Source organism: Rhizobium sp. BR 362, assembly GCF_036528765.1.
GTDB lineage: Bacteria > Pseudomonadota > Alphaproteobacteria > Rhizobiales > Rhizobiaceae > Rhizobium.
Map to the genome: position 1 here is coordinate 286,996 of NZ_JARWGH010000001.1, position 15,145 is coordinate 302,140.

General features: G+C 59.3%; 12 protein-coding genes, 1 other RNA gene and 1 pseudogene. 6 read left to right on the forward strand and 8 right to left on the reverse strand.

Annotated features, from left to right (window positions below; all coding sequences use genetic code 11):
• Positions 1 to 198 precede the first annotated feature (198 nt).
• From QDY28_RS01425 to QDY28_RS01445, 5 genes and pseudogenes are all read right to left on the reverse strand, one after another.
• Positions 199 to 1,124: pseudogene (locus QDY28_RS01425) on the reverse strand (DMT family transporter).
• A 234-nt stretch (positions 1,125 to 1,358) separates the two neighbouring features.
• Positions 1,359 to 2,603 (reverse strand): lytic murein transglycosylase, encoded by a 1,245-nt coding sequence (locus QDY28_RS01430; RefSeq protein ID WP_331379927.1) that lies wholly within the window; start codon positions 2,601 to 2,603, stop codon positions 1,359 to 1,361.
• A gap of 79 nt (positions 2,604 to 2,682) precedes the next feature.
• The gene (locus QDY28_RS01435) at positions 2,683 to 3,474 is read right to left on the reverse strand and encodes a glycoside hydrolase family 25 protein (protein WP_331379928.1); all 792 of its coding nucleotides are present in this window, start codon (positions 3,472 to 3,474) and stop codon (positions 2,683 to 2,685) included.
• Positions 3,475 to 3,692: 218 nt separating this feature from the next.
• Positions 3,693 to 4,367 carry a class I SAM-dependent methyltransferase gene (locus tag QDY28_RS01440; RefSeq protein WP_442967462.1) on the reverse strand — a complete coding sequence of 225 codons (675 nt, stop codon included), beginning with the start codon at positions 4,365 to 4,367 and terminating at the stop codon, positions 3,693 to 3,695.
• A complete protein-coding gene (locus QDY28_RS01445; RefSeq protein WP_331379929.1) occupies positions 4,364 to 5,611 on the reverse strand; it encodes a DUF3419 family protein in 1,248 nt (415 codons plus the stop codon). The genes QDY28_RS01440 and QDY28_RS01445 overlap by 4 nt, the downstream gene beginning before the upstream one ends.
• A gap of 191 nt (positions 5,612 to 5,802) precedes the next feature.
• On the opposite strand from QDY28_RS01445, the gene QDY28_RS01450 reads away from it, so the two are divergent.
• Positions 5,803 to 7,215 carry a serine hydrolase domain-containing protein gene (locus tag QDY28_RS01450; RefSeq protein ID WP_331379930.1) on the forward strand — a complete coding sequence of 471 codons (1,413 nt, stop codon included), beginning with the start codon at positions 5,803 to 5,805 and terminating at the stop codon, positions 7,213 to 7,215.
• 10 nt (positions 7,216 to 7,225) lie between these two features.
• Here the strand turns inward: QDY28_RS01450 and QDY28_RS01455 are convergent, their stop codons facing one another.
• From QDY28_RS01455 to QDY28_RS01465, 3 genes are all read right to left on the reverse strand, one after another.
• Positions 7,226 to 8,161 carry a transglycosylase SLT domain-containing protein gene (locus QDY28_RS01455; RefSeq protein ID WP_331379931.1) on the reverse strand — a complete coding sequence of 312 codons (936 nt, stop codon included), beginning with the start codon at positions 8,159 to 8,161 and terminating at the stop codon, positions 7,226 to 7,228.
• A gap of 372 nt (positions 8,162 to 8,533) precedes the next feature.
• Complete coding sequence (locus tag QDY28_RS01460; RefSeq protein WP_331379932.1) at positions 8,534 to 9,169, reverse strand: LysE family translocator; 636 nt, start codon at positions 9,167 to 9,169, stop codon at positions 8,534 to 8,536.
• Between the two features lie 66 nt (positions 9,170 to 9,235).
• Positions 9,236 to 10,441, reverse strand: a complete 1,206-nt coding sequence (locus QDY28_RS01465; RefSeq protein WP_331379933.1) for a pyrophosphate--fructose-6-phosphate 1-phosphotransferase — start codon at positions 10,439 to 10,441, stop codon at positions 9,236 to 9,238.
• A gap of 287 nt (positions 10,442 to 10,728) precedes the next feature.
• Between QDY28_RS01465 and QDY28_RS01470 the strand changes: the two genes are divergently transcribed.
• The 5 genes from QDY28_RS01470 (at position 10,729) to rnpB (ending at position 14,763) form a co-directional block, all read left to right on the forward strand.
• A complete protein-coding gene (locus tag QDY28_RS01470) occupies positions 10,729 to 11,436 on the forward strand; it encodes a J domain-containing protein (RefSeq protein ID WP_028752407.1) in 708 nt (235 codons plus the stop codon).
• Positions 11,433 to 12,194 (forward strand): N-acetylmuramoyl-L-alanine amidase, encoded by a 762-nt coding sequence (locus tag QDY28_RS01475; RefSeq protein ID WP_331379934.1) that lies wholly within the window; start codon positions 11,433 to 11,435, stop codon positions 12,192 to 12,194. The genes QDY28_RS01470 and QDY28_RS01475 overlap by 4 nt, the downstream gene beginning before the upstream one ends.
• Positions 12,195 to 12,461: 267 nt before the next feature.
• Positions 12,462 to 13,019, forward strand: coding sequence for a lytic transglycosylase domain-containing protein (locus QDY28_RS01480; protein WP_331379935.1), 558 nt, complete (start codon positions 12,462 to 12,464; stop codon positions 13,017 to 13,019).
• A gap of 83 nt (positions 13,020 to 13,102) precedes the next feature.
• Complete coding sequence (locus QDY28_RS01485; protein ID WP_331379936.1) at positions 13,103 to 14,296, forward strand: NAD(P)/FAD-dependent oxidoreductase; 1,194 nt, start codon at positions 13,103 to 13,105, stop codon at positions 14,294 to 14,296.
• Between the two features lie 67 nt (positions 14,297 to 14,363).
• Positions 14,364 to 14,763, forward strand: an RNA gene (rnpB, locus tag QDY28_RS01490) — RNase P RNA component class A.
• The last annotated feature ends 382 nt before the right edge of the window (positions 14,764 to 15,145 follow it).

Genomic DNA, 15,145 nt, shown 5'->3' on the forward strand with positions numbered 1-15,145 from the left:
AGAAATGTGTCGCTTGAAAAGCGAATTCGATGCTGCGGCGCGGTAGATTGTGCAAGCTTTGATTCTTGATCTCGTTTCAAGCAATTGGTTTTATTGATGAAATTTAGAAGATGTGGCGTTCACGAAATTTAATGCATCGTTAATTTAGCTGTGAATAAGGTTAAGGCTGATGTCTTTGCTGAACCATGAATCGGGTCGTTATAGGCCATGCGTTCCCGGGTTCGGTCGCATGCGCGCGTAGAGACGCCCGTCGAGAATGAGCAAGCCCGTGCCGATCAGCAGCATGCCGCCGATTTCCGCAGTTCCCACCGCTCGCCGAGGAAGAGAAGGCCGAGCATGATTGCACTTGGCGGCACGAGCAGGGTGACGAGCGAGGCGTTGGTGGCGCCGGCGAGTGCCATAATCCGGAAATAGAGGATATAGGCGAAGGCAGTCGACAACAGCGCCATGCCGAGAATGGCGGCAAGCGCGGTGACCGGCGGCACTGCCATGGTCCAGGGATGATCGAGCAAGAGCGCCACCGGCAGCATGAGAGCCGCGGAGCAGGTCAATTGACCTGCTGCAATAACGGGCGGCGCCAAGCCTTTGAACCGCTTGGGATAGATCGCGGCGAAGCCATAGGGGATTGCTGCAAGGATCGGCAGCAGCAGCGCCCAGAGCGGAACCTCGGCACCACTTGTCACGCTTGGGCCGAGCAGCACGATCGTACCGACGAGCCCTGTCAGGCAGCCGGCGAGCTTGGCGGATGTCAGCCGCTCGTCTGTCGTGAAATGGTTACCGATCAATACGGTCCAGATCGGCGTCGTTGCGTTCAGAATGGATGCGAGCCCGGCGCCCATTTGGGTTTGGCCGACGAAGATCAGCGCGTGGGGTATGGCGTTATTGATCAGACCCAGCAACAGGAACTGCCGCCAATGCGTTCGCAGCAAGTCATACATCCCGAAACGACCGGCGATGTAGATGTGCAGCGCAATTGCCGCCAGCGACAAGCGGAGGAAGACCAGCGTAAACGGTGGCACATAGTGAACGGCGATGCGGGCGAAGAAGAAGGAGCCGCCCCAGATCAAACCGAGCACCAGCAGCAGGCTCCAGGTCAGTGCGCTCATACGATTGGTGGTGTTCATCGGGTATCTCCGCCATTGTCAGTTATCTTGGCGAAAGGAGAGGCGCTTGCCACGGCTCAGGCTCTCGCAGCCGAAAAGGCAGCAGCAGAAGCCGCCGAAGCAAAGGCAGCAGCCGAGGCCGCTGCAGCCGCCGCTGAATCGGCAGCAGAATAAGCTTTCCCCTCGGATTGCAGAGATTAAGGCGGCCTTCGGGCCGTGCGGCCAAAGGCCGCCTTCCTAGCAGAATAGTAGCGCTTAAAGCGCGTTCAGCAATGATTGCGTCGCCCAGCCGTCCGCAGGGAGGCCAAGGCGAGCCTGTTCCTTTTGAACGGCGACGCGCGTGCCCGAGCCGAGAATGCCGTCGATCTTGCCGACATCATAGCCGCGCGCGGTGAGCTTGGTCTGAAGCGCTTTCATATCGCCATCGTTCAGGCCAGGCTCAGGCGTGCCCTTATTGTAGGTCGGAGCGCCGGCAAAGCGGGTGGCGAAATAGGCTGCGGATGTCGTGTAGATGAACGACTGGTTCCATTCGAGATAGGCGTTGTAGTTGGGATAGGTGAGGAAAGCCGGGCCCTTACGGCCCTGCGGCAGGATGAGAGCGGCCGGCAGCGAACCGAAGCTTGTATTGCCGTCGCGGGGCTTGACGCCGAGCTGGAACCAATCGGCGGCGGTGAGGGGGCCGCCAAGGCCGGATTTCTCCCAGGGCAGGTTATCGGGCAAGGTAACTTCCTGCAGCCACGGCTGGCCGCGCTGGAAGCCGAGGCTTTGGATGTATCGTGCCGTCGTGAGAATGACGTCTGGCGCGCTTGTCTTCAAATTGACATGGCCGTTGCCATCACCATCAACACCGAAAGCAATGATGGAGGGCGGCAGCATCTGCGTCTGGCCGACTTCGCCGGCCCATGCACCGGTGGTGGTTTCCGGATCGGCATCGCCGCGCTGCACCATCTCAATGTATGAGATCAGGCGCGGGCGGAAAAATTCGGGACGACGGCAGTCGTGTGAGAGCGTGACAAGCGCATTGCGGGTATTGAAATTGCCTTGAACAGCGCCAAAATCGGTTTCCATCGCCCAATAGGCGGTGATGACGCCCGGCGGTACGCCGTAGTCCTGCTCGGCCTTGGCAAAGACGTCGGCATATTGCTTGATCTTCTGGCGGCCGATGTCGAGGCGGGCCTGGCTGACCGTGCGCTGTGAGAACTCGAGGAAAGTCTGGCGGAAAACGCCCTGACTGCGGTCCATGGAGAGAACTTTGGGGTCGATCTGCGCGCCGGCTAGCGTCTTGTCCGCGGCCGCGGCATCGGCGCCAGCGGCAATCGCTTCGGCTTTGACGCCGGCTAGGAAGGACGAGAGATCACCGCCGCAAGGCGCCTGTGGAGCACTGGTTCCACCTGCATTTGGCGCCGTGGCTGGAGTCGCGTTCTCAGCCATTGCCACGCTTGCCATGGCTGAAGCGAAGACCAACGCGAGTGCGCTGCGTCTGATGGTATAGGGGGCCATGAGCGATCCTCTTTGCTGATAGAATAGGGTCGCTTTCACAGAAGATTGTGACAGAAGCAAGAGAGAAGTTCAGGCAGTCTCAAGAATTTCCTTGCTTCTCTACTGCCGCCACCCAGTTGTGCCAATTCTGTTCGGAACCGGCAAAAACATTGATGTCCGTCGGTCCCTTGATGCCCGGAATCAAACCTGTCGAGGTGTATTGCCAAAAGGCCCAGGGGCGATCCGCGTAGATCTCCTTGGGATGCTTTGCAACCGAGCGCACCCAGAACTTATAGTCCTTGAAGTATCCGACGAGGTTGTCGCGGTGGAAATCGACCGACGTATAAATGATCGGGCGCTTGCCATAATAGGCTTCCAGGCGATCCATGAAGCGCTTGATCTCGGCGCGTACCGTTTCAGGAGCCGGTCTGGTACGGCAAGTCGGTGAGTCAGGGTTCCATTCGACGTCGACAACTGGCGGAAGCATCCTCGCGTTCTTCGGCACATTGTGAATGAACCAGTCGGCCTGGTCGTCGGCCGTCGAACAGAAATAGTAGAAGTGATAGGGCGCGTACGGGATACCGGCTACGTTCGCTTCGCGCCAATATTCGCTGAAGCGGTCATCGACCCTATCCTTGCCTTCAGTCGCCTTGATAAAGACGAAGGCGACACCGGAGCTCTTCACCGACTGCCAATTGATATCGCCTTGCCATTTCGAGATGTCGATGCCGTGAACTGGGTGGCGTTCGGGATGGTCGCGACCGAAGTCCTGCGGCTTCGTATCCTTGAAACGCGGCTTTGGTACCGACGCGGTCTGAAAGCTGTCATACCCCATGGTGCAGCTATTCAGAAGAAGGGCGAGCGGCAGTAAGCATGACAGAAGCCTGCGCATGGATATCCCGTTATGGCGCGAGTAATCTTGCTGCCCCAAGACTTGGCTTCCGTGATGTGTGGTCCCCAAAAATCCAAAAGAGGCAAAGGACAGAGCTGTTGTCAGCCGCCCTTGCCACTTTTTAACCATATCAACGTAAAAAATGCGTTATCTTCAAGTAAATTCTTATACTTGAAACGGCGTATCACCTGATTTCATGCCGAATTCCGCTCTTTTGGCTAGGCGCTCGGCTTGGTGATGACCGCTCTCCAGGCGTAACCCCGCCCGATCTGCTCGAATGCGAGCTTCGCGCCGCGCGCCTGAACCCGCTCTTCCAGTACCTCGCGAAGGTCGGCCCGCGGCGTGACGTGAAACTTTTTCAGCCAGCCTTTCAGCGTGGTGCGGAACCAACCGGGCAAGCGCTCCTGCTGGCCGAAATCCACGATATGCAGTTCGCCGCCGGGAATGACCGCGTCCAGCGAGGCATCGATCGCGGCCTTCCAGTCGGGGATCATCGACAGCGCGTAGGAAATCATCACACGGTCGAAACCCTCGGCACCGAAATCCGCTGCCGAGAAGGCGGTGGCGTCGGCGACGCGGAAGTCCGGTCCCTGTTTCAGGCCCCGAAAATTGTTGCGGGCCGAAATTAGCATCTCCTGGGAGATGTCGAGGCCGTAAAGCCTGGCCGACGGGAAGCGGCGATGGGCGAGCAACATGTTGCGGCCGGTACCGCAGCCCACTTCCAGCAGCGAACCGCCATGGGGCACGTTGAGGTGCGCAATGGTGCGGTCGCGGCCGAAGAGGTAATATTTGCGGGTCAGGTCGTAGATGTGCCGTTGGTAGCGGTACATGCCGTCCATCAGTCCGGCATGATTCTTCGAGCTCGCCTGAAGACCTGTATCCGCCTGGCTCACGCTTTTTTCCCGTAGATGTGGAAGCCGCCGTAGATCGCCGAGCGGTCGCGGGCGTTAAGTTCTTGCGAGCGCTCTTCGAAATAGACCCACTGATCGCGAATAGCGGGAGACAGGCGGCCTTCGATGATGCTCTTTTCGGCAGCGGTGCGGAAGATGACGCGAGCGCCTTCACGGGCCGTGCGGGTAATTTCTGCCCAAAGCTTGTTGAGCTGTTCGTCGTTCATCCAATCCTGCGCATCGAGCAGGATGTAGCGGTCACGCGAAGCGGCGGGCTTGGAGGCCAGAAGTTCCGTGAAGTTGGCGTGATGAACGTCGACGCGGTCGGCATTGGCGCGAATGGCAGCGTAATGCTCCGGCCGCAGATAGGTAGGCAGCGGCCCCTGGTGCTGGGCAGCATAGCGGCGCGCGAAGGCCTGCCAGGCGAAATAATTTTCGCGCATCGGGAAATGGCATGCCAGTTTTTCCAGACGGTGCTTCAGAACGCCCGAAATGGAGTCGTCACCGGCAAGGCTTGCAAGTTCGTCATATTGTTGCGGCGGAATGCCGAGGCCGAACAGCGAGCTCTTGCGGCCGAGCAGCCAGCGAACCATCGGCTTGTCGAAGATCGGCGCAATCTCGTCGTCAAAGAACTGCCGTTGTTCGCGCAGCGTTCGGGCTTCCGTCATCTTGGCAAGGCTGACGCCGTGCAGGCGGGCGAGCACGTGAGCGGCGCCGATGAAGCGGCCGAGCAGGCCGGTCTTGTAAATGTTGCGGTTGAATACGGTTACGCGGCGGCGACCATACATGTCGCGGCCATCCCAGTATGCGGCGGTTGCCGGATCGAGACGCGGTGCGATGAACTGGTCGTATGCCTGGCTGTTGGCGCTGACGTCAGGCGTGCCGAAGAAGCGCACCAGATCGGCATGGCCTGGCAGCAGCCGGAAGGCGGCGAGCTTGAGCTTGTTCAGCGCGATGTGGTGACGATTGAGGTCAACGACATCGATGGAAGCCGGGTTTTGCGAGAGATAGGCGAGCATGTTGCAGCCGCCGGAGCCGATGGTGACGATGCGGTGGTGCGGCTGAAGCTCCATCGCCTCCATGTCGATATCCGGATCCTCCCAGATCTGCGGATAGACGAGGCCGGAAAACAGCATGCCGAACAAGCGCTCGGAAAAGCCGGCTTTCGACAGAGCCTTGTGTTGCAGCAGAGCGTCCTTGAGTTTCCGATTCTTGTGGAGACCGGCATCCGGGGCAAATTCCGTCATCTGAGTCTTGTCACCGATTTGTCAGGTTCAGCGCGTGTAACCCGGCAATGCTACAGTCTGATGACGTGGGCTGTTGGCAGAGCCGGCCCAAAGGATGGTCTCGCCGACATTTGCAAAGCTGCGACGAGGATAGGTCTTTCATATTGCAGCATTTCCTGATTGTCTCCGCAAACCTTCGGAGGGTGTGTGATATGCGTTTGATATCGAGAGTGATCGGGGCTCTTGTTCTTTTGTTGCTGATCATTGTCGCGGGCGGTGCCGTCTGGCTTTGGGTCTGGCCACCGGAATTGCTGAGAGTCGGCGACGGCTACGCCGCAAAGATCGTCTGCTCGAACACCTTTGTCGCCAAGCGCGATCCCGAGCGGATAATGGCCGATGACGTGCAGGCACCGGGCAATCCGGCGCTGAAGCTTGTCCGGGTTTCGGTCAACCGGGAAGAAGGTGTGGTCACCGCGCGTTTCCTCGGCATGTTCGCACCAAACTATGCGCTTTACCGCGGCGCGCTCGGCTGCGCGACGGTTCCGGACGGTGATCTGCCGGCGGCGCGCAGCGCGGTGTTCCTCAACAAGGTGAAAGCGGCCAAGAGCGATTCTCTTTGGCCGGATGGCGACAAGGTTGTGCTGGGCCAGAATGAAACCGGGCGCGCGCTCTCGAACCTTCTTGCCAATCAGGACTTTGCCGGTCCCGCCATGCGCGCGATCGTCGTCGTCAAGAACGGCCATATCGTCGCGGAGGCCTATGGCGACGGCTTTGACAAAAGCACGCCGTTGATCGGCTGGTCGATGACCAAGACGGTCAATGCCACCATCATCGGCCGTTTGATGCTTTCCGGCCGCATGTCCTTCGACGACCAGAACCTTTTGCCGCAATGGAGCAACGATGTCCGCAAGAACATCAAGCTCAGCGATCTCCTCAGCATGGAGAGCGGCCTGGCCTTCAACGAGGGCTATGGTGCCGTCTCAGACGTGACGCGCATGCTTTATCTCGATCCCGACTCGACGCGGGTTGCGGCGAATGCGCCTCAAGAATCGGCTGCTGGCGAACGCTTCAACTATTCCAGCGGCACGGCGACGCTGCTCTCAAGGCTTTGGATGAACAAGCTTCCGAATGAGAGTGCTGCGATCGCCTATCCGCGTGAAGCGCTGTTTGCGCCGCTCGGCATGTCCAGCGCTGTGTTGGAAGCCGATGAACGCGGCACGTTCGTCGGCAGCTCCTATCTTTATGCGACGCCGCGCGACTGGGCGCGCTTCGGCCAATTCCTGCTGCAGGATGGTGTCTGGAAGGGACAGCGCCTGTTGCCGGAAGGTTTTGTCGGCGCGATGCGCACCCCGACGACGGCATCGGAAGGTATCTATACGCAGGTTCAAGCCTGGCTTGCCGGCCCTGGTGGATCGAACGCGCAGTTCAGCCTGCCGGCGGACACGTTCTGGATGCTCGGACATGATGGCCAAAGCGTCGCCATCGTGCCGTCAGCCAATCTCGTGCTGGTGCGCATGGGCCTGACGCCGGGTTGGCTGGACTACAAGCCGCAAATTCTGCTGAAGAAGATTTTGGATATAACCAGCGCCGGTCAGGAGATAGCCCAACCGGAGCTGGCGGAATGATCGCCCTGGATCAGTAGTTGCCCTGCGTGACGTCCGAAAGTCCCTTCCGCTTGGCATCATAATAATAGCCGCGCGCATAGAGCTGAACAGCATTGGCTTCCTTGTTCTCGGCCTTGTTGTCAGCGACCATCCAGGCGCCGCGTAGATATTTCGCGGCATATTTGATGTTGGTCTCTGCATCGAGCAGGCCTGCAGGCGGGCCTTCGTAACCCATGGCCTTGGCGGTGTTGTATCTGATCTGCATCAAGCCGAAATATCCGCCCCGGTTATAGGCCTTTGGGTTGTAGCGGCTTTCGCGATGAACGACGCGATGGATCAAGGATTCCGGAATTTCGTAAAGCTTGGCATATTTCTGGATGAGCCTCGAAACGTAGCTCTTTTCCTCCGGCGGCACATCGGAATCGTAATTCTGAGGAGTCAGCACCGCTGAAACGACCGTCGGGCCGCTGGCATCGAAATTAAAATCGTAATGCATACGCGTGTCCGCATAACCCATGCCGGCAATCTGCATGGGCGCGGCATAAGCGACCTCGGCCGGCGCCATGATCGGCGCATCTTCGCCGGGGCGGGGCGTCGGAACGACGGACTGAATGGCTGCCACGTCCGACGTCATCGGAATGGTTGCTTGGCCTGGGGCCATGGAACCTGACGCCGGCAGAAGCGCGGTATCGCCCGGGCGGGCCGGATTCGGGATCGGGATGGCGACGACAGAGGGGACCACGGGCTCGTCGGAGGCCGCATAAGCTGCGGCGGTGGATGTGTTTGCTGCCGGCGTGCCGGTCGTTGCCGACGCATTCGCCGCGGGCGTACCGGTGACAGCCGCTATGGCGACGGTACCCTGGTTGGCCCCATTCGTCGCAGTTGCCGCCGGAGCACCCATGCGGTTCTGGGCTGCTTGGATCTGATTCTGGTCGACCGGGCTGGCGCCAACTCGGTCGGATTTCATCAATACTGCCTGCTGCTGCAGAGGCTGAGTCTGCTGGCCCGTTGCCGGTGTGGTGGAAGCTACCGCTACGCCGCCGGTGGACGACGCAGCACCGACCGTAGCCGGGTTTGTATTCGGATGCGGCACGTTGGTTTGTGCCGACGGGAGTTCTGCCTGGGACGTTTGCTGCTGAGTGCTTGCACACCCTGCCAGGACGCCGCACATCATTGCCGAAAAGGCAACGCTACGCTTTAGGCTGGGAAATCCGATCGTTACCATTCTGTCACTTTCGAAAAAACCAAACCGCCCTGCGGTGCAAATCAGCCACAGGGTTGATAAATTTATGAATCCCCCATTAACCTATCCGTGATCGCCTCGCAACCCTGGACGGCATCAAGCGGCCATCCGGCGGTATCCGGCGGTTACCGCGCCGGCCGCTATCAACAGGGTTCCACCCGTGCGGTTGACGGCGCGTTGCACGCTTGCCTTGCGAATAAAACCGCGCGCCATGTCGGCGACGAAAACGTAGACGAGTGAATTCAGCGCGGCCAGGGTGAGGAAAGTAGCCTCCAAAATAACGGTTTGTTGAAGGAAGGGCTTAGAGAGGTCGAGAAACTGCGGCACGAAGGCGATGAAAAAGACGATGCTTTTCGGGTTCAAGGCGGTCACAACGTAAGCGTGCAACAGAATCTTCAGCGGTTTTTCCTCGGGAAGATTGTCGTTATCGCCCATCGGACCAGTCACGATCGGGGCGCGCCAGAGCTTGATTCCCAGAAACATGAGGTAGGCTGCGCCGATCAGCTTGAGAATCGTAAACAGAGTTGCCGAGGTGGCGAGAAGAGCGCCAAGACCAGCAAGCGAGGCAGTCATCGCCGTGAAATCGCCAAGCGTTACGCCCGTTACCGTTGCCAGCGCCGTCTTGCGACCGTGGCCGAGTGCATATGAAATCACAAGGAGAATGGTCGGACCGGGGATTGCCAGCATGATGCAGGATGCGGCGGCGAAAGCGAGCCAGGTTTCGATGGACATGGAATCCTCCCTCTATTCCTATTCGCCGCCAGCAAAGACATTGGATTTGTAATCCGTCAATTAGGACTATGCGTATTTTTGCCCGATATGATCCATGACCTCGGCGAACCACGGCAAGGACAGATCGAAGGGCTTGCCGCCCTTGATGCGCGGGAATTCGATGGTGCGCAGCTTGCCGCCCTGGCCTTCGTCGTGGCCGGTGACACCGGAGACCTTATTCAATGCGCTTTCAACCGCGAGATCGACCATACCCTGGATCAGGCGCAGGTCTTCGCCATTGGCGGGCGCCGAGCGCGCAAAGTAGCCCGACTTCTGCACCAGAGAGCGCTCCGCGCCGAGGAGGGTGGCGAATTGTTTCTGGAACCAGTTACCGACGTTGATGGTGTCGATCTTCACATGACCGAAGGCATCGCGCTTGATGGTTTCACCGGCAGCTTCGCGCTCGGCGACGATGGCCTCGAGGGCGGCGCCTTCCGAAACGAACAGCGTCACCTGGCCGGTCTTGTCCATGATGGACTTCAGGCGGTCGGCTTCTGATTCAATATCGAACGCCATTTCCGGCAGGTAGAGGCCATCGATGCTCTTCATGGCGGCATTCATCATGAAGCCATCCACATATTCGTTGGCGCTGGTCTTCTGAATATAGGCGCGGGCCGTTGCTGCCGTCAGCCAGCCGCAGCTACGACCCATGACTTCATGGATGACGAGGGTGCGCGGCGCGGCGGTCTGTTCGTTGCTAACATTGTCGAAGAAGTGCGCGCCGACTTCGGCCGCCGTCCAGGCGCCGAGAGACTGGCGGATCGGCACGACATCGTTGTCGACGGTCTTCGGCAGGCCGACCACGGTCAGGTTGTAGCCGTTGGCGCCGAGATAGGCGGCAAGATCGGCGGCTGTCGTGTTGGTGTCGTCGCCGCCGATCGTGTGGAGAATGGTGACGCCATCGGAGGCGAGGCGCTCGGCGGCAACGCGCAGCGGATTTTCGCCTTCCTTGACGAGGCCGCGCTTGACGCAATCGGCGGCGTTGGTGAGCTTGACGCGGCTGTTGCCGATCGGTGAGCCGCCGTAGCGGTGCAACAGGTGCGCGCTCTCGCGCATGCCAGGCGTCACCTCGATGCGATCGGTCAACAGAACGCCCTGGTAGCCGGAGCGATAAGCTATAATGTCGAGATCGGGCGCCACGTCGCTGTAGCGCTGGATCAGACCGCCGACAGCAGAAGAGAGACAGGGCGCCAATCCGCCGGCGGTGAGCATTGCGACTTTCTGTTTGGCCATTGGGATCCTCCTTGCAGCGGGGCTGCTTCATTTCGGTGATTGCCGCCCGAATGGATGCGACAGGCGGGCATGGCTGTAAAGTAAAGAATTTAAGAAACGTGCGCTTGTTTTTTCATTCGGGTGGCGCGCTGCCCGATCGTGCCACATCGCAAATCGCGGCTTCAACAGACGCCATCATTACCGAATTGTGAAAAGTGTTTTCGATTATGCGACCAATGGACTCCTTGCAATCGCAACCATTATTTGATCAACGTGTTTCCTATTCAGAAGGGGTAGTCGAAACCATCATGTCGTTTTGGGAAAAATTGCTGAATGCTGTTGGCGGCACCGCTGGCAATGCCCTGTCGGCGGTGGTTGAAGCGATCCGCACGCTGTTCGAAGGCGATCCGGAGACCCGCCGCAAGGTGGCTTTTTCCGTCGCGATCATTGCGCTTTCCGCCAAGATGGCGAAGGCCGATGGCGTGGTGACGGAAAACGAGGTCAATGCCTTCCGCGAGATCTTCGAATTTCCGCAGGATCAGGCAAAGAATGTTGCACGTCTTTACAACCTCGCGCGCCAGGACGTCGCCGGCTACGAAGCCTATGCGGAGAAGCTGTCGTCGCTTTGCGTCACCTGTGCGAAGAATTGCCCGGTGCTGGAAGACGTGCTTGACGGCCTCTTCCATATCGCCAAGGCAGACGGCCTGATCCACGAGAAGGAAATGGCTTTTCTGCAGCACATTGCGCAGATTTTCCATATGAGCGAGCAGCGGTTCGAGCAGATCATGGCGCGCCATGTCAGCGCCGGCCGGGATCCCTACAAGGTGCTCGGCGTTTCGCCGCAGGACGATTTCACGACCATCCGTCGCCGCTATCATGGCCTCGTCTATGAGAATCACCCCGACCGCCTCGTCTCGCGCGGGGTGCCGGAAGAATTCCATCTGATTGCCAATGAGCGCATGGCGGCGCTCAACGCGGCCTATGCCGAAATCGAGAAAGAACGCCGCGCCGCATGAATTCCTTTGCGGCAGATTTTTCCGGCGCCAGCGTGCAGCCGTCGCCAAACCATGGCGAGCGGCGGGACGGGCGCAAGCCGGACATGATCCTGCTCCATTATACAGGCATGGGCACGGCCGAAGGCGCGCTCGACTGGCTCTGTCGAGCCGAAAGCCAGGTGTCGAGCCACTACTTCGTCTTCGAGGACGGGCGCGTGGTCCAGCTCGTGCCGGAAGAGCGTCGTGCCTGGCATGCCGGCAAGAGCGTCTGGCACAACGAGGCCGATATCAACTCGCTGTCGATCGGCATCGAAATCGCCAATGCCGGCCATCCCGGCGGACTGCCGGACTTTCCCGATGCGCAGATCGAAGCGGTCATCGAACTGTGTCGTGATTGCGGCTATCGCTGGGCAATTGCACCTGAGCGTGTGCTTGGACACTCAGATGTCGCGCCTGTTCGCAAGGTCGATCCGGGCGAGAAATTCCCATGGGCACGACTGGCCGCAGCAGGCGTCGGCCACTGGGTCGAACCGGCGCCGATCACCGGCGGGCGGTTCTTTCAGAGGGGCGATATCGGCCAGCCCATCGAGGCTTTGCAATCCATGCTCTCGCTCTACGGTTATGACACGGAAATTACGGGTGAATTCTCCACGAAACTGGAGGGTGACGTCGAAGCTTTCCAGCGGCATTTCCGCCAGGAGCGGGTGGACGGAATCGCCGATTTTTCCACGATCGATACATTGCATCGTTTGCTGTCTGCGCTGCCTCGCTTTTCCTAAGGGAAGGCGGGCCGCCATTTTTGGATGATAGCGGTGCCGTAACGCTCAAAATGCGTAACGTGCTGCAGCGCCACATCATTTCCCTATTATCTCCGCATTGCGCTGGTCTAACCACGCCCGCTGAACGGCGGTCGCGCAAATCTCGTTTGTGTGTCGCGCGGCCGTAAAGACTAACGGGGATCGTGCACTCCGGCGGCTCTTTTTGCCTCCCGCCGGACTGATGGCTTAGTGCTGTCCACGGTCCCGCGCTCGGAGACAAAAGACTACATGAAAAATCTGATCGTTGCGGCGGCGGCATGCCTGAGCGTGCTGCTGACAGGATATGATTGCGCCTTTGCCGACCCGCACGGCGAAAAAACCAAGACCCTTCCTTTGCAGATCATCACGCGTACGACCGGCTATCCGATGCCGGGTGTCCCACCCGAATTGCGTGATGCGGAAAATTCCTCTACGACCCAAAATCCTTATTCGGCGTTGATTGCAAAATACGCCAAGCAGAACGGCGTGCCGGTCGAATTGGCGACCGCGGTCGTGCAGATCGAAAGCAATTTCAATCCAAAACGGCGCGGCAGCGCCGGCGAGATCGGCCTGATGCAGATCAAACCTGCGACCGCGAGGCTTATGGGTTATTCGGGCACAGCCAAGGGGCTCTACGACCCCGAGACGAACATCAAGTTCGGCATGAAATACCTTGCCGCGGCGCAGGAACTTGGCGGCGGGCCGACTTGCAATACCATCCTCAAATACAATGCCGGCCACGCGGCGACGCGCATGAATCCTGTCTCGCAGCAATATTGCGGCAAGGTGCTGGCGCTCCTTGATTAACCGGAGCTTTTGAGAGGACTGCGGGGTAGGGCGAAGCCGCTTTCCATGTTATCGAATTTGCGATCATTTGCGAGGGATATGACATGGCAGCGGATTTCAGGTTCATCGTCATCGGTCGGGGAATGATGGGGGCGGCTGCCGCCCGCCACTTGGCCAAACAGGCGGACGGTGTCGCCGTTATCGGCCCGGATGAGCCGGAGGATCGCGCGAACCATCAGGGCGTTTTCGGCAGTCATTACGACGAAGGCCGGATCACCCGCACCATCGATCCCGACGCCGATTGGGCTCGGCTCGCTAATCGCTCGATCGCCCGCTATGCCGAGATCGAGCGCGATAGCGGTATCCAGTTCTATGCTCCAGTCGGTTGCCTTGTGGTGGGTCCGAAACGGGGCGGCAGAGATGCCTATGTCGGTAATGTTGTCGATGCTGCGGCTCGGCTCGGCGTCCGGACTGAACTTCTGGACGATGCAGGGCTGAAGGCGAAATTCCCCTTCTTCTCCTTTGCTGATAGTAGCGAGGGCGTCTACGAGCCGGACGGGGCCGGACATATCAGCCCGCGGCGGCTGGTGAAGGCGCAGTCGTTGCTGGCCGAGAAAGCCGGGGCTCGCATCATCAAGCAGACTGCTGTCTCGATCCGAGACGAAGGTGGCTTGGCGGTCGTCACGACGGCGGAAGGCGAGACGTTCCGCGCGGAGAAAGTCCTGCTCGCCGCCGGCGGTTTCTCCATTGCCGAGAGTCTGTTATCCCAGCCGGTTGAGATGAAGGTTTATGGTCGCACGGTCGCTTTCTTCGAGGTGAGCAACGCGGAGGCCGAGGCGCTTTCGGCCATGCCGTCGCTGATATGCTCGAAGCCTGACGATATTGACAGTGTCTATCTGCTGCCACCAATCCGCTATCCCGATGGAAAATACTACATCAAGATCGGCGGCGATCCGGACGATCTGCAATTCGAAAACGAGGCGGATCTGCGCAAGTGGTTTCGAACTGCTGGCCGCGATAAGGCCCGCGATCACCTGACGCGGATCATCCATGAGTTGGTTCCCAGCCTGACGGGGCCGTCGGCCTTCACCAATTCCTGTGCCGTTTCCTATTCTCCGACAAAGTATCCCATGATCGGCTACACTTCGTCGCCGCGCATTGCGGTGCTGACCGGCGGCTGCGGCACGGCGGGAAAGAGTTCGGACGAGATCGGCAGGCTCGGTGCAGAACTCCTGCTCCAAGGTCGAATCAACGACGACGGCTACCACACGGATTTCTCTGCACATTTCCGCGCTTAGGTCCGAAGCGGGATAAAGCCGCATATTTCGATGGCAATTGCCGGCGCTCTCGGCTAATGGAGCGCTGCTAGTTGGCCGGGCAGCCGCGCCTCACCAATGCCGAAAGGCGGTGGGGTGAGGAAAGTCCGGGCTCCACGGAAACACGGTGCCGGATAACGTCCGGCGGGGGCAACCTCAGGGAAAGTGCCACAGAAAGCAAACCGCCTGGTCCTCGGATCGGGTAAGGGTGAAAGGGTGGGGTAAGAGCCCACCGCGTCTCTGGCAACAGCGGCGGCACGGTAAACCCCACCGGGAGCAAAACCGAATAGGGATGACGCGGATCGCGAAAGCGGTCCAGCCCGTTTCCGGGCCGGTCATCCGGGTGGGTTGCACGAGGCGGCGCGCAAGCGTCGTCCCAGATGAATGGCTGCCACGTTCCGGTCTCGGCCGGAGCCATACAGAACCCGGCTTACAGGCCAACTGGCAAATTTTCCTTCGCTGATCCCGGCGGCCATCGTTCGCCCCTGTGCAAACAATTTCCTAGACCGCCAAAAGCTTAGTTTTTCAACCTCCCAAGCGTGTCGGAGGGAGCGTTTTCGTCTGTGAAAACAATCCGCTTTGCCTCCTCGGTTCAGGGCGATCCTAACCTTTCGTTAAACTTAACGGGTTATGAATATTCAGGCTGTGGCCACGTCTCTGTGGCTTCATCCCATTGACGCCCAAATGGTCCCATGGTATCCCAAAAGCACACTGCACAAGGGCAAATCAGCGCCCATTCATCGCAAAGCCATGATCCCTCCATTGTTGGGGGTGTCGGAAGGGTATTCTCTCTTTCGGCTTGCGAAGCTGTGTCCGATTTTGGCTATGCCT

Coding starts and splice junctions, on each gene's coding strand:
- QDY28_RS01430 (WP_331379927.1), bottom strand. CDS start 2,603: ATGGCCCCCTATACCATCAGACGCAGCGCACTCGCGTTGGTCTTCGCT.
- QDY28_RS01435 (WP_331379928.1), bottom strand. CDS start 3,474: ATGCGCAGGCTTCTGTCATGCTTACTGCCGCTCGCCCTTCTTCTGAAT.
- QDY28_RS01445 (WP_331379929.1), bottom strand. CDS start 5,611: ATGACGGAATTTGCCCCGGATGCCGGTCTCCACAAGAATCGGAAACTC.
- QDY28_RS01450 (WP_331379930.1), top strand. CDS start 5,803: ATGCGTTTGATATCGAGAGTGATCGGGGCTCTTGTTCTTTTGTTGCTG.
- QDY28_RS01455 (WP_331379931.1), bottom strand. CDS start 8,161: ATGAAATCCGACCGAGTTGGCGCCAGCCCGGTCGACCAGAATCAGATC.
- QDY28_RS01460 (WP_331379932.1), bottom strand. CDS start 9,169: ATGTCCATCGAAACCTGGCTCGCTTTCGCCGCCGCATCCTGCATCATG.
- QDY28_RS01465 (WP_331379933.1), bottom strand. CDS start 10,441: ATGGCCAAACAGAAAGTCGCAATGCTCACCGCCGGCGGATTGGCGCCC.
- QDY28_RS01470 (WP_028752407.1), top strand. CDS start 10,729: ATGTCGTTTTGGGAAAAATTGCTGAATGCTGTTGGCGGCACCGCTGGC.
- QDY28_RS01475 (WP_331379934.1), top strand. CDS start 11,433: ATGAATTCCTTTGCGGCAGATTTTTCCGGCGCCAGCGTGCAGCCGTCG.
- QDY28_RS01480 (WP_331379935.1), top strand. CDS start 12,462: ATGAAAAATCTGATCGTTGCGGCGGCGGCATGCCTGAGCGTGCTGCTG.
- QDY28_RS01485 (WP_331379936.1), top strand. CDS start 13,103: ATGGCAGCGGATTTCAGGTTCATCGTCATCGGTCGGGGAATGATGGGG.